13 protein-coding genes are annotated in these 14,311 nt (G+C 31.7%); 9 read left to right on the top strand and 4 right to left on the bottom strand.

What is annotated here, in order from left to right; all coding sequences use genetic code 11:
* The first annotated feature begins 24 nt into the window (after positions 1-24).
* The 5 genes from OZP08_RS03295 to OZP08_RS03275 all read left to right on the top strand — a co-directional run bounded on the left by OZP08_RS03295 (position 25) and on the right by OZP08_RS03275 (position 6,458).
* Complete coding sequence (locus OZP08_RS03295; RefSeq protein ID WP_281322978.1) at positions 25-987, top strand: PorP/SprF family type IX secretion system membrane protein; 963 nt, start codon at positions 25-27, stop codon at positions 985-987.
* 232 nt (positions 988-1,219) lie between these two features.
* Positions 1,220-2,407: a phosphoglycerate kinase gene (locus OZP08_RS03290; protein WP_268848337.1), complete on the top strand. Its 1,188-nt coding sequence runs from the start codon at positions 1,220-1,222 to the stop codon at positions 2,405-2,407.
* Between the two features lie 482 nt (positions 2,408-2,889).
* The gene (locus OZP08_RS03285) at positions 2,890-4,932 is read left to right on the top strand and encodes a LysM peptidoglycan-binding domain-containing protein (RefSeq protein ID WP_281322977.1); all 2,043 of its coding nucleotides are present in this window, start codon (positions 2,890-2,892) and stop codon (positions 4,930-4,932) included.
* Positions 4,933-4,977: 45 nt separating this feature from the next.
* A complete protein-coding gene (locus tag OZP08_RS03280; RefSeq protein ID WP_281322976.1) occupies positions 4,978-5,952 on the top strand; it encodes a DUF4837 family protein in 975 nt (324 codons plus the stop codon).
* A 59-nt stretch (positions 5,953-6,011) separates the two neighbouring features.
* Positions 6,012-6,458, top strand: coding sequence for a GNAT family N-acetyltransferase (locus tag OZP08_RS03275; protein ID WP_268848333.1), 447 nt, complete (start codon positions 6,012-6,014; stop codon positions 6,456-6,458).
* A gap of 41 nt (positions 6,459-6,499) precedes the next feature.
* Here the strand turns inward: OZP08_RS03275 and OZP08_RS03270 are convergent, their stop codons facing one another.
* Both OZP08_RS03270 and OZP08_RS03265 read right to left on the bottom strand, forming a co-directional pair.
* Positions 6,500-8,137, bottom strand: a complete 1,638-nt coding sequence (locus tag OZP08_RS03270) for a S41 family peptidase (protein WP_281322975.1) — start codon at positions 8,135-8,137, stop codon at positions 6,500-6,502.
* A 228-nt stretch (positions 8,138-8,365) separates the two neighbouring features.
* Positions 8,366-8,755 (bottom strand): ribonuclease P protein component, encoded by a 390-nt coding sequence (locus tag OZP08_RS03265; protein WP_268848332.1) that lies wholly within the window; start codon positions 8,753-8,755, stop codon positions 8,366-8,368.
* Positions 8,756-8,986: 231 nt separating this feature from the next.
* Here OZP08_RS03265 and OZP08_RS03260 point away from each other — a divergent pair, with 231 nt between their 5' ends.
* From OZP08_RS03260 to OZP08_RS03245, 4 genes are all read left to right on the top strand, one after another.
* Complete coding sequence (locus OZP08_RS03260) at positions 8,987-9,721, top strand: lysophospholipid acyltransferase family protein (RefSeq protein ID WP_281322974.1); 735 nt, start codon at positions 8,987-8,989, stop codon at positions 9,719-9,721.
* 12 nt (positions 9,722-9,733) lie between these two features.
* Entirely contained in the window at positions 9,734-10,720 is a 987-nt protein-coding gene (locus OZP08_RS03255) for an acyl-ACP desaturase (RefSeq protein ID WP_268848330.1), read from the top strand.
* 90 nt (positions 10,721-10,810) lie between these two features.
* Positions 10,811-11,464 (top strand): HD domain-containing protein, encoded by a 654-nt coding sequence (locus tag OZP08_RS03250; RefSeq protein ID WP_281322973.1) that lies wholly within the window; start codon positions 10,811-10,813, stop codon positions 11,462-11,464.
* A gap of 78 nt (positions 11,465-11,542) precedes the next feature.
* Positions 11,543-12,025, top strand: a complete 483-nt coding sequence (locus OZP08_RS03245; RefSeq protein ID WP_268848329.1) for an SRPBCC family protein — start codon at positions 11,543-11,545, stop codon at positions 12,023-12,025.
* Between the two features lie 46 nt (positions 12,026-12,071).
* Here OZP08_RS03245 and OZP08_RS03240 read toward each other — a convergent pair whose 3' ends face one another.
* On the bottom strand, positions 12,072-12,467 hold the full coding sequence (locus tag OZP08_RS03240; RefSeq protein ID WP_268848328.1) for a hypothetical protein: 396 nt from the start codon (positions 12,465-12,467) through the stop codon (positions 12,072-12,074).
* Positions 12,468-12,616: 149 nt separating this feature from the next.
* The gene (locus OZP08_RS03235; protein WP_281322972.1) at positions 12,617-14,302 is read right to left on the bottom strand and encodes a hypothetical protein; all 1,686 of its coding nucleotides are present in this window, start codon (positions 14,300-14,302) and stop codon (positions 12,617-12,619) included.
* Between the last annotated feature and the right edge of the window lie 9 nt (positions 14,303-14,311).

Genomic DNA, 14,311 nt, shown 5'->3' with positions numbered 1-14,311 from the left:
AGTTATCCAAAATGAAAAAATAAAATGAAAAAGATCTTAATTAGCATTTTCCTCATGACTGTAACAGCCAGTTACAGTCAAGAGTTGAATGTTCCAGTAGCTACACAATATTTGGCCGATAATCCCTTTGTAATTTCACCCAGTTATGCTGGTATTGGAGATAACTTTAGAATCAACCTAAATGGTTATAAACAATGGGTAGGCGTTCAAGATGCTCCTCAAAGTCAGGCACTTTATGCAGATTTTAGGGTATTAAGCCAATCTGGTGTTGGTTTAACATTGTATAATGATTCAAATGGAAACACTAAACAAAGTGGGGGTAAGCTTACCTTTGCGCATCATATTATTTTGGATTATTATTCCAAGCAATACCTTTCGTTTGGTCTTTCGTATATATATAATGCGTTTCGTATCGATGTTCCAGATTTAACCAATGTCCCACCTGATGCTGCAATTACTGACAATCGTTCCACTACAAACAATAACTTTGAAGTAGGATTGTTGTATCGTAATAAAGGTTTTTATGTGAGTGGTACTGCTACCAATATTTTGCAAAAAAATATTGATTTTAGTACAACTAAGATTGAACCAAATTTACTTGCAAATTATCAACTCTATTCTGGGTATGTTTTAAATATAGGAAATAGAGCAGAATTAGAACCATCTGCTTATTTTCAAGTATTTCAAAGTGATGGCCGTTCTAATACGGATTTGAATATAAAGTATAGAAAATTCAATAAATACGAAGATTACTATTGGGTAGGAGCTTCTTATCGTTTCTTAAATGATCAAATAGGTCAGCCACTAGGTATAGGTCCAATGGCGGGATTTACAAAAGGATATATCTCAGTAGGTTATTCTTATCAAGTGACACTAGACAATAATTTGGCTCCTCATAATTCAGGAACACATTCTCTGACAATAGGATTTAGATTCCTGCAAGGTGTTAGTAACTGTCCTTGTACAGAGAGCCCAATACACGATTAAACACAAGTATTTTAAAATCTCAAAAACACAAATTTGTTCTATTTACTAGAATAAGTTTGTGTTTTTTCATTTCCCCAAGTAGTAAAATAGGATTTCTTATTGTAATCAGTTTCTTTTTGTGTTTATATCGATTTCGTTAGTAAAATGACTTCTTTTTTAGAATTTTCAAATTTAATAGTGGTTTAAAAATTATATCTTTGCTTTTCTTTCAAAAACAACTAAAAAAAGAACCATGAAGACTTTAAATAATTTTGATTTTAATGCTAAAAAGGCAATAATCCGTGTAGATTTTAACGTTCCTCTTGATGAGAACTTTAATGTTACTGATGCTACTCGAATTGAAGCTGCAAAGCCCACTATTGATGCTATTTTAGCTCATGGCGGGAGTGTAATTTTAATGTCTCACTTAGGTAGACCAAAAGGAGCTGAAGATAAATATTCATTGAGACATATTTTGAAAACTACTTCTGAGATTCTAGGAGTTCCAGTTCAATTTGCATCTAACTGTATAGGTGAAGAGGCTCAAAATGCTGCTAAAAATTTATTACCGGGTCAAGTTTTATTATTAGAAAATTTGCGTTTTCATAATGAAGAGGAAGCAGGAGATGTTGCTTTTGCTAAAGAGTTGGCTTCATTAGGAGATATCTATGTAAATGATGCATTTGGAACGGCACACAGAGCACACGCTTCAACTACTATAATTGCTCAATTTTTTCCAACAAGCAAATGTTTTGGAACATTATTGGCAAAAGAAATAGAGAGCTTAAATAAGGTATTGAAAAATAGTGAAAAACCAGTAACGGCTGTTCTTGGAGGATCAAAAGTTTCATCTAAAATTACTGTTATAGAAAATATTTTGGACAAAGTAGATCACATGATTATTGGAGGTGGAATGACATTTACTTTTGTAAAAGCTTTAGGTGGACAAATAGGAAATTCTATTTGTGAAGATGACAAACAAGAGTTGGCACTCGAAATTTTAAGAGTAGCCAAAGAAAAAGGAGTTCAGGTTCATATTCCGGTTGATGTTGTTGCTGCCAATAGCTTCTCTAATACAGCAGATACACAAATAGTCGATGTTGACAAAATTCCTGAAGGATGGCAAGGTCTTGATGCGGGACCAAAATCATTGGAAAACTTCGAAAAAGTGATTATGGAGTCTAAAACAATTCTTTGGAATGGTCCATTAGGCGTTTTTGAAATGGAAAATTTTGCTAAAGGAACTATCGATTTAGGTAATTATATCGCTGCATCAACTGCAAATGGTGCTTTTTCACTTGTAGGTGGAGGAGATTCAGTAGCTGCAGTAAAACAATTTGGTCTTGAAGACAAAATGAGTTACGTTTCTACTGGTGGAGGTGCTATGTTAGAAATGCTTGAGGGTAGAGTATTACCTGGAATAGCTGCTATTTTAGACTAAGACACATCTTATAAAATATTCCTGAAATCTATTTTGGACGATCAAGAAAACTAGTAGTGATTTATTTTACTGCTAGTTTTTTTTATGGTGTAGTTTGGTTTTAGAATCATTCAGTTCAATTTATTTTACTGAACATTTAAAATAAATAATAAAAAAAAGCGTTGTATAAATTCGTAATAAGCTGAAATACAGTATTGAATGGTGTTTTCTTTCTAATGAATTTACGATACTTACTGTTTTTTGAACTTTGTTTTGAGCCTTAAGCAATTTTTTTAGAGCTAATTTCCTAATATTTGAATAATAGGCAAATGATAAAAATTAGGTTTTTGAAAAATTTAACTCACAAATGATTAAAAATTAGGCCAAATATCGAGTTTTTTTGTATTTTTAACATTATTTATAGCTTTTTTAAAATTTTACCTCTTAAGTTTGTAATCCTTAATTTGTAATTATTTGAATAATAGCACTTTGAAAATATATTTATGACTTTAAAAAATACCACATTATCGTTTTTTCTTTTGCTAACTTTTTCAGCCTTTTCTCAAAATCTTGTTGAGAAGAGTGAAATGACAAGTACAGAAAAGCCTGTTTCTTATTTAGACTCCATCAAAAACTCTTTTGTTAAATACGATAGAACAACAAAAACGGATAGTTTATGGATGAATCAGGTATCCAGTTTTGATATTTATAATAATATAGAAACCGAAATCAATACTGTAAATGTTGATAAGGATATCGATAAAGAATTACCAACTGAATTACTAAAAGAAAGATTAGCAGCTATGGATGCTAAATCACCTTTTAATATCGAATACAACCAAGGTCTTGAAAATTTAATAAAATCATTTCTTAAGAACAGAAGAAAAGCATTTGCCAATCAAATGGCGATAGCCGAGTATTATTTTCCTATTTTCGAAGAAGCATTGGCTAAACAAAATGTTCCTTTAGAAATTAAATATTTAGCGGTTGTAGAATCAGCTTTAAATCCTAAAGCTGTTTCTAGAGTAGGAGCTACAGGTTTGTGGCAATTTATGTATCAAACGGGAAAACAATACAATTTGAATATTGATTCTTATGTTGATGAGCGTAGTGATCCTTTAAAATCTTCTGAAGCAGCAGCGCAATACATGACCAATATGTTTGCCATTTTTAACGACTGGGATTTGGTTTTAGCCTCTTATAATTCAGGTCCGGGAAATGTAACCAAAGCGATTCGTAGATCAGGTGGTCAACAAAATTTCTGGAACATCAAAAAACACCTTCCTCAGGAAACCCAAGGTTATGTTCCTGCTTTTCTAGCAACGATGTATATTTATGAATATCATACTGCACACGGGATTATTCCTAAGAAAGCTTTAGTAAAACATTTTGCGACAGATACCGTAATGGTCAAAAAAGAGATGTCCTTTGCTCAAATTTCAAAATTGTTAGACGTACCGGTTGAGCAACTTCAAGCTTTAAATCCTTCGTACAAACGAAATGTTATCCCAAGTTATGTTGGAAAAAGCCATTATTTGACACTACCTTCTTCAAAAGTGGCGGTTTTTACTTCAAATGAAGATAAAATCTATGCCTATGTTCAATACGAATTAGATAAAAGAGAAAAAGTTAATACTGGTAGAAAGTTTAATAGTTTCAAAGACTCTTCTGCTACAGCAATCGCTTCTAACAGTAAAGTTAAATACTATAGAGTGAGACGAGGCGATAATCTGGGAGATATTGCCAAGAAGAATGATGTTGCAGTTTCTGATTTGAAAAAATGGAATCACCTCAGAGGAAATTCTGTTGCTTCGGGTAAATCATTAAAAATTATTCTTGAGGATAATACAGATTCAAGAACCAGCTTAGCTTCAAATGCCAGTAAAAATAAAGCTTTGATCGTAGCCGATGCACCAAAGTTGGCTAATGCAGAAACTAAAGCAAATTCTATTGAGAAGACGGACACGTTAGTTTCTGATGCTGTGAATCTTTATATCGTTCAAAAAGGTGACAATCTTAACACGATTGCCAAAAAATACAATACAACTGTTGCGGAGATTAAAGAATGGAATCACCTTACTTCTACTAATCTTAAATTGGGAGCGTCTTTACAAGTTGCCAGTCCAGTAGTCGAAAATAAAGAAGCTGTTGCTGTAAACACTCCAGAGCTTAAAGACATTCAATACGAAGTTAAAAAAGGAGATAATCTTGGAAACATCGCTAAAAAATTCGGAACTTCTTTAGCTGATTTGAAGCAATGGAATAATTTACAAAACAATAATCTTGCAGTTGGGAATGTATTAATAGTGGCAAAAAATGAAGTGGCTATTATTACAAATAACGCAACGGTAGATTCATTTAAGAAAAAAGATATTTTACCATCTTCTTCTAAAAATGCCGATATTGATTATTTGGTTAAGAAAGGAGATTCTTTATTTAGCATATCCAAACAATACCCAGGAGTAACTGTATCCGACTTAAAAAAATGGAACAATATTACTGGTGACAATCTTAAACCAGGTATGGGATTAAAAATAAAAGGATAATACAATAAACTGCTGTACTTTTGAGGTCTATTTTATAATCGGTTTATGATGAATAAAAAGCCTATTTTATTTGTATTTCTGTCCTTACTCTTTTTTCTTTCTTGCTCCAAGAAAAATGATAATTTGGTACGACATTCTTCAGGGAAAATCAATTCTATATCGGTAGTTATAGATGATAACCTTTGGTATGGCGTTATTGGAGACAGTATTAGAAATAAATTTGCCCGTCCAGTTGAAGGTTTACCAAAAGAAGAACCATTATTTGACATAAATCAATATCCTACCCATTTGATGGAAGGATTTATGACCAAAAGCAGGACGATTATTGTAATCAAGAAAACCGATCAAAATGTTTTTGAGATTAAGAAAGATCAGTATGCTACGCCACAAAATGTGTTTCATATCTCAGGAAAATCAGTTTCGGCAATTCTTGAAATTTTAGAAACACACGCTCCACAAATAATCCAAATTATAGAAAAAGGGGAAATCATTGAGCACCAAAGACTGTTAAGTGATTCTATCCTTAATCCTAAGGTTATTCAGAAACAATTTCAAGTTGTTCTGAAAGTTCCCAATAGTTATTCTTATACTATTAAAAAGACTGATTTTGTATGGCTAAAAAAAGAGTGCATTAGCGGTAGTAATAGTTTGCTAATCTCTAAACTGCCTTTGAGCTCGATAAAAAGCAATTTGAATGTATTTTCAAGAATTTTAAAGCTTCAAGATTCTATAGGAGGGTTATATGTAAAAGGAACTGAGCCGGAATCAACAATGTATATCGATCAATCCTACCCCATTTACTTTTTTAAAACCAAAGTAGGAGGGAAAGTTGCTTATGTAACAAAAGGGACTTGGCGATTAAAAGATAGTTTTATGTTTGGGCCTTTCGTGAATTATATGATTTTGGATGCTGATAAAAATAGGATTTTGTTTTTAGAAGGATTTAGTTATTCCCCTTCAAGAGACAAGCGTGATTTTATGCATGAATTAGAGTCAGTCATACAAGGAGCAAAGATGTAGTAGCGTTTTTAGATTTCATAGTGCTTATCTGTATCTAAAAATATTTAAAAAAAGGAATAATGACTATAGAATGGAAAATAAAGCCTTTTGAGGCATTAACGGTTAATGAACTATATGATATACTCCAATTACGAAGTAGAATCTTTGTAGTGGAGCAAAACTGTGTCTATCTTGATCTTGATGGCAAGGATAAAGTGGCTTTACATCTTTTTGGGATTTTTGATGGCAAAATTGTGGCTCACGCTCGACTTTTCAAAGCTGGAATCAGTTTTGATAACGCTTCAATTGGGAGAGTAACTGTAGATCCTGACTATAGAGATAGAAAATGGGGACACGATTTAATGAACGAAGCCATTTCGGGTATACAGATTTATTTTGGCGAAAGCCAAATTACTATTGGAGCGCAATTGTATCTTAAAAAATTCTACGAAAGCCATGGATTTGTTCAAACCAGCGAAATGTATCTAGAAGATGATATTCCGCATATCGAGATGGTGAGGAATTAGTTTAATTTTATGCTAATTATTAACTGCACCTCATTACGCGGTTAGTTTTTCAAAATACCATTATATTCTACAGGGTTATTCAAAATAGCAACAGCTTTCTTGATTTCGGCATTATTTTTTATATAATAATCGTACAATCCTTCTTGATATTGATAACGTTTGATGATTTCGTCTAGCAGTAAACCTTTGATTTCTTTTTGGTTTTTATCTAATTGATTGTTTTCGGATTTTTGAAGAGCTGTAAGCAATTGTTGATATTCAGTAGAAATAGATTCGTCTAGATTTTCTTTTTTGGCAGTAGCCAAAGTATTTTTTAAAGCGATTTCAGTCTCGGTATCAAAAGTTAGTTTTTGTGTTTTCAAAAATTGTTTGAAATCTGAGTAATCAGCATCTGTAAGCGTTGGAATCTTAGTTCCTAAATTAGGATTTTTGTAATAGTAGTATGTTGCATACTGAAAAATCCCATCGTTTTTTAGCAATGCATTAGTTATAGGGCTAGTTTTGGTTTCTTCCATTTCTATATCTGGTAAAACACCGCCTCCATCATAAACTGTTCTTCCTTTTCTGGTTTTAAAGGTGTTGTAGTTTTTGGCATCGGTTCTAGTAGCAACACCATTTTTATCTTTATGAGCATAATCTAATGCTTGAATGCATCTGCCTGAAGGAGTATAGTAACGCGAAATAGTTACTTTGAGCTGTGTTCCATATGTTAATTCTACAGGTCTTTGTACTAATCCTTTTCCAAAGCTACGACTGCCCAAAATTACAGCACGATCCAAATCCTGTAATGCTCCAGAAACAATTTCGGAGGCAGATGCACTTCGTCCATTTACTAAAATAACTAGCGGTATGTTTGTGTCTACAGGCTCCTTGGTAGTTTTATAGGTGTTGTTGTGTTTTTCTATTTTTGATTTAGTGGTAACAATAGTTTCATTTTTGGGTACGAAAAGATTGCAGATATTTACAGCTTCGTTCAATAACCCTCCAGGATTGCCCCTTAAATCCAGAACGATTCTTTCGGCTCCTTCTCTTTTTAGTTGTTCTAGAGCCTCTTTGGTTTCATTTGAAGCTTTGTTGTTAAAGCGGGCCAATACTATATACCCAGTTTTTGCATCTATTTTTCCGAAATAAGGAACCGATTTGATCTCGACTTCATCCAATACAATTACAGTTGAAAGTGTTTTTCCCTGACGAATGTATTTAATGTCGATTTTAGTGTTTTTTGAACCTTTCAAAAGTTGTGAAGCGTCATCTTTGAAGTCGGTCAATGGTGTATCACCAATTTGGATAATTTCGTCTCCGGCCTTGAGTCCCGCTTTATCTGCCGGGAAGTTTTTGTAAGGCTCTTTTATAATTAATTTATCGTCTTTTCGGGTTATCAAAGCTCCAATTCCGGTATATTCACCAGTATTATTGATCTTGAATTTAAGTACTTCCTGTTCATTAAAATAAACTGTATAAGGATCAAGGGAACTCAACATCCCTTTTATAGCGTTGTTCATCAAATCTGCAGGAGTAGTTTCATCTACATAATTCTTGTTCAATTCCTTGAATAGTGTGGTGAAAATCTCTATCTGTTTTGCAATCTCAAAATAGTCGTCTTTAAAACTAACACCTACATATAAAAATGCTGATGCAATAACTGGAATGATGAATTTTTTTTGAAAAAGAGTATGCATGATTATATGTTTTTTTCTTAAAACGTTTTCTTATAAAATAAAATTGTTACTATAAATAAGGTCAAATCTCTAAATAATGTCAAAAAGAAGTTTGAAATTTCATAAAATCCAGATTTGAAGGCGTTCCATATTTTGATTTTATAAATAGGCTTAATTTATTTTTAAAAATACAAAATTAATTTAGATTAAAGCTTAGACAGTAGTTGTACTCATTTTTTTAATCAAAATTTATGGAGTCGTTTCTTCTTTTTTTATTTGTTGAATAAATTTCTCGAAAAGCTGTATAGTTTTTGTGTTGATTTCATCATAACTCAATCGGTCTTTGCTTTGATAGAAAAACATAAATGAATAAGGCTGATCCAGATTGTCAAGTAGTAAATGTTTGTTGAGTCTATAAGTTTCGCGAAGCACACGTTTGAAATAATTGCGATCTACGGCTTTTTTAAAATATTTTTTAGAAACCGAGACACCAATTTTTATTTTTTCACCTTCGCCAAAAGTCCCGGTATTATAAACCAATCGTAGAGGATATTTAGAAACAGATTTTCCTTCGGTAAATAATAAACCGATAGTGATTTTACTTTTTAGTTTTTCTGTTTTGGGATAGGTAAAATTCATTTTGTACAAAGCAAAGTTATGAGAATGCAAAGGTACAATTAATGTACGGCGATACAATAGGTTGTTTTAGCGCCCTTTTTTAACTATTTTTTAATTTTTTAATTTTGCTTGGCAAATGAGATTTTAATTGTAAGTAATTGAATGTTAGTAAAATGGTAATATTTATTTTGTTGTAAGTGATATAAATACTCCTAAAAATATATTTCTTACTTTTGTGCCAAATTTAATAGTATGCAAAAAATTATTTCGTATCCCTTATCTTTTGTTGTTTTAATGTTAGTTCTTTTGACATTGGTGGTTTTTCACCCGATTCAATGGATTTGTTTAAATGCTTTTGGATATCAGGCGCATAAGAAAAGTGTCGATTATCTTAATTTTATTTTATTGAAAATAGTTCTTTTGTTGGGTACTACTTTCAGTTTTGAAGGAAGAGAAAATATACCAAAAGGGGTACCAGTTATATTTGTTGCTAATCATCAGAGTTTGTATGATATTATTGCTATGATTTGGTTCTTGCGACGATCTCATCCAAAATTTGTGAGTAAGAAAGAATTAGGGAAGGGAGTTCCAAGTGTTTCGTTTAATTTGAGACATGGAGGTTCTGTACTTATTGACCGTAAAGATCCAAAACAAGCGATACCATCTATTAAAAAATTATCTGAATATATAGAAAAAGAAAAAAGATCAGCAGTTATTTTTCCAGAAGGAACACGTAGCAAAAACGGGAAACCAAAAGAGTTTGCTCAAAGCGGATTGAAAATTTTATGCAAGTATGCACCATCGGCATATGTAGTTCCGGTAAGTATCAATAATTCATGGAAATTGGTAAAATATGGAACTTTTCCATATGGTTTAGGAAATCGTATTACCTTTGTAGTACACGAAGCAATCGCGGTTAAGGATTATGGTTCTGATGAAATAGTAAAAATGGCCGAAACGGCAGTTGTAAAAGGAATAAAAATTTAATATTTATATAAGATGTCTATAAAGAACATTCGTCTAGAGGTTATGCAATTTCTAGAAAAAAAGGTTGACAGTTTTGTTGATCAATACTTGATACCAGTGGAGCAAATTTGGCAGCCATCTGATTTTTTACCAAATTCAGAAAGTGATAACTTTCTTGAAGAAGTAAAAGAACTTAGAGAGATTTCAAAAGATTTACCATACGATTTTTGGGTTGCTATGGTAGGGGATATGATTACTGAAGAAGCTTTGCCAACCTACGAAAATTGGTTGATGGAAGTAGAAGGAGTTGATAACTTAGAAAGAAATGGTTGGGCAAAATGGGTACGTGAATGGACTGGTGAAGAGAATCGTCATGGCGATTTACTAAATAAGTATCTTTATCTGTCAGGTCGTGTGAATATGCGCGAAATCGAAATGACAACGCAACACTTAATCAACGATGGTTTTGACATTGGAACAGGAAGAGATCCATATAAGAACTTTATCTATACGAGTTTTCAAGAGTTAGCAACTTATGTTTCGCATAACAGAGTTTCTCAACTAGCTAAAAGTTATGGAGATAAGAAATTGTCTAAAATGTGTAAAATGATTGCAGGTGACGAAATGCGTCATCATCATGCCTATAGTCATTTTGTTTCTGAAATTTTCAAAATAGATCCAAGTGAAATGATGCTTGCGTTTCAATACATGATGAAAGCCAAAATCGTTATGCCTGCGCATTTCTTGAGAGAATCAGGAAATAGAATTAGCACTGCTTTCGAACATTTTTCTGATTCAGCACAAAGAATTGGAGTTTATACTGCCAATGATTATGTTGAAATTATGCAAAAATTAATTAATAAATGGGAAATCGATAAAATAGGTAGTTTAACAGATGAGGCAGAAAAAGCCCGTGACTATTTAATGAAATTGCCTGCTAGAATGGCTAAAATTTCTGAAAGATTGGTTATTCCTACTGAGTCATTTCAGTTTAAATGGGTAGAACCGGCGAGATTGTAAATTTTAGAATTCAGATTTTTTAAAATTAATAGGGCTGATTTTTGAGGTTTATACTTTGAAAGTCAGCTTTTTTTATAAGCAAAAGTATAGATGAGTAATTTAGATTTAATAAATAAAACAATCCTTTTTGTAAAAGAAAAATTAGCTAATGCCGAAGGGGGACACGATTGGTTCCATATTCAAAGGGTATATAAGAACGCACTCTTGATTGCAAATGGCGAAATTTGTGATGAAACCGTAGTAAAACTTGGGGCATTGCTCCATGATATTGCAGACAGTAAATTTCATAACGGAGATGAAACGATTGGTCCAAAAATGGCTCGTGAATTTTTAGAAAGCGAATCAGTTCCGGAATCAGTAATAGAGCATGTGATTCAAATCATAAATAATGTCTCTTTTAAGGGCGGAAATACTGAAAAGGTATTCTCGTCTATAGAATTGGATATCGTTCAGGACGCAGACCGTTTGGATGCTATAGGAGCCATTGGAATCGCAAGAGCGTTTAATTATGGAGGTTTTAAAAACAGAGCGCTGTATAACCCTCAAATTACGCCAAATTTGAACATGACCAAGGAAGAATATAAAAACAGTCAGACACCAACAATTAATCATTTTTATGAAAAATTATTGTTGTTAAAAGATAAAATGAATACTGAAACAGGTAAGCAAATAGCCCAGGGAAGACATCAATACATGATGGGCTTTTTGGCTCAGTTTTACGCTGAGTGGGATGGAGAATTGTAGGTTTCAGAGTTTCAGATATTTTTTGACGGAATAATTTTTTCGTGTTTTAATAAAGAATCACTAATAAAAGTATAAAATATGTCAGAGAATAATCTAAAATGTTCAGAAGCCCAAATGCTAATTAGAAAGCCAGTTTCAGAAGTTTTCCAAGCATTTATTGATCCCGAATTGACAAAACACTTTTGGTTTACCAAAGGGAGTGATAAATTAGAAGTTGGTAAAACTGTAACTTGGGAATGGGAAATGTATAATTTCTCGACCAAAGTGGTAGTCAAAGAAATTGTGGTAAATCAAAAAATAGCCATTGAATGGTTTACTTCGGAAAAACCAACAAATGTAGATTTTGAGTTTAAAACACTAAGTGACGGTAATACTTTTGTGAGTATTACACATTATGGTTTTGATAAAACGGGAGACGAATTATTAGAAACAATCAAGGATTCAACCGGTGGTTTTACCATTGTTCTGGCAGGACTTAAAGCTTATTTGGAGCACAACATCAATTTGAATCTTATTTTAGACAAATTCCCAAAAGAAATCATGCAACACGGAAATAAATAAAATAATAAGTCCCGATAGTTTGCTATCGGGACTTGTTATTTACAATCTAAAGACCCTTTTCTTTCATTTCCAAAATCACATCAGATGCATTCTTAAAAGTAGGAGCTTGTTCAATAATGCTTCCTGCTCTTTTTTTGTTGATTTTAAAGGTGATGTCATTTTCGGTAGTGAATAAAAGAGCTGTCAAAAATGGATTATTCATGTATGAAGCCAGAAAATGGTAGGCTTCATCAAGGGTGTGAAAACTTTCAATTTCTTCAGTTTTATAACGGGCTATAACCGAAAGACTAAAGACATCATCATTCAAAACAGGGCGAACATAAATGTTTTTCAATTCAGTATCGCCTATGGTTTTGGCAAGGGTTAATTTGGCATACGTTTTATTCTCGATGCTTTCTTTTACTTTTTCCCAGAATTCAGCAAATACAGGTAGGAATAACATAGATTTTATTTTTAGGTAATGAAATTTATAAATGGAAAGCACAAAATTAGGGCTTGTGAATTAAAGAACTTCCTGATATCTGAAATATTTATTTTTCAATGGAATATTCTATTCTCAAAAAGTAATTTTATGATGTAGTTAATTCGAGTTTATAAAGTTACTTTTAAGAGTTGTTTCTTACTCCCGTTGGATCCTAGAAAAAAAACAGAATTATCTAATTGAACACCTTTTGAGACCATAAAGGGTACTTCATTTTTTTCATCATCTAGGACTTTTTCAAATTCAAATTCACCATTATTTTTTATTCTGATCAGATAAAGATTTGATTTATTTTTGTTTGAATCTTCAAATTCTATTCTATTATTGTCTAATTGTTTTATTTTTTTTCCACCATTAATAAAGTAATAAGGCATATCTTCTACAATTGATGCTGTATAGGAAACGTAGCTCTCATCTTCATCATACTGGTAAGCTTGCTTTTTGTTAATATTTCTTGCCCAAACTAAATCACCATCAATACTCAATTTTACGGTTACAATATCACCATAGTTAAAATAAGTTCGACTACCATTATTAATAAACATGCTATTCACGCCAATTGCCGTGTTATTTGAAGTAACTGAATATTCTTCCTGGGCATTAAATAATAATTCATTGTCTTTAGTAAAAAGATAATTTTTAAAAGTTAAATATTTTAATTCTTTATCTTTTTCCTCCCCATATTTATCAATCATAAATTGCTCAGAAAACGGATTGTATTTTGTTTTTAAAAGCGTTAGAGAATTTGCATCTAATTTAAAATAGCATATCCCTTTGTATTTAGAATCATTAATGTCAGAATAAAATCCACAGCAAATTAGTCTGTCTTCCTCTGTGATAGTTTTTAAAGAACCTATGAAATGTTCTTCAGTTTCAAAAGTGTTTGTGACCTCTTTATCTTGATTAAATTTTGTTATTTCGAATTGGTATTTACCCCCTTTTTCTTTACTTTTTTGATTTGGTGTAAAAGATTTACTTAAGAGATAAATTGAATTTCCATCTTTTGACAAATTAATATTTTGAAATATATATTTACTGTCTTTGATTTCTTTGGAATAAGTAAGGTCATTTTTTTTATTTAGTTTATCATCAAATAAGTACAGTTTTAATGTTTCAGCTTTTTTGCCGTTAAAATCAATTCCTATTGAAAACGCATTTTTATCTTTATTAATTACTATTGCAATTCCTGAATTATTTCCAAAAGATGAACTAGTATCGTGTTTTGAATTAAAAGGATTTAATGAGAATGTATTTCTATTTCCTTTAGAAGAAAAATCACCATTTAAAAAGGAGTCGTTTCGAAAGCTTTTAAAAAAACTCTCCGATAGATCAAAATTTCCATATTGTTTTATTTCTTCACGAGTAAATCTAAATAGCTCTTTTTGAGTGGTATTAAGATCATTTTTGTTAATACAGTGTGCAAGACATATGTAGGCTCTCTCATTTATATCATAAAAAACTTGAATGATATTTAAGTTGTCTAACATTGTAAAGACACCTAATTCAAATTTATATTTTTGTGTTCCAGTATGTTTTAATTCATAATCAAACTCTTTTATAAGTTTTAAATTTGAATCATAATGCTCAATATAGTATCCTCTTTTTCCTGAAAAACTTCTTTCATAGGATCTTACTATTAAAACTCCTCCATTTCCATCTTCTTCGGAAAGTACTATGTGAGATTCTTTATACTCATCTTTAAAAAGCTCGCTTTTTTGAATTTTAAAAGGAATAGTTTGCGCAAAAGTTGAAATGGAAATCATTATAATTCCGAGTACAACAATTATTTTATTCATGTAATTAAT

This window comes from Flavobacterium aestivum (genome assembly GCF_026870175.2).
Lineage (GTDB): Bacteria > Bacteroidota > Bacteroidia > Flavobacteriales > Flavobacteriaceae > Flavobacterium > Flavobacterium aestivum.
The sequence above is the reverse complement of the archived record's forward strand: the minus strand, read 5'-3'. Positions and strand labels throughout refer to the sequence as shown.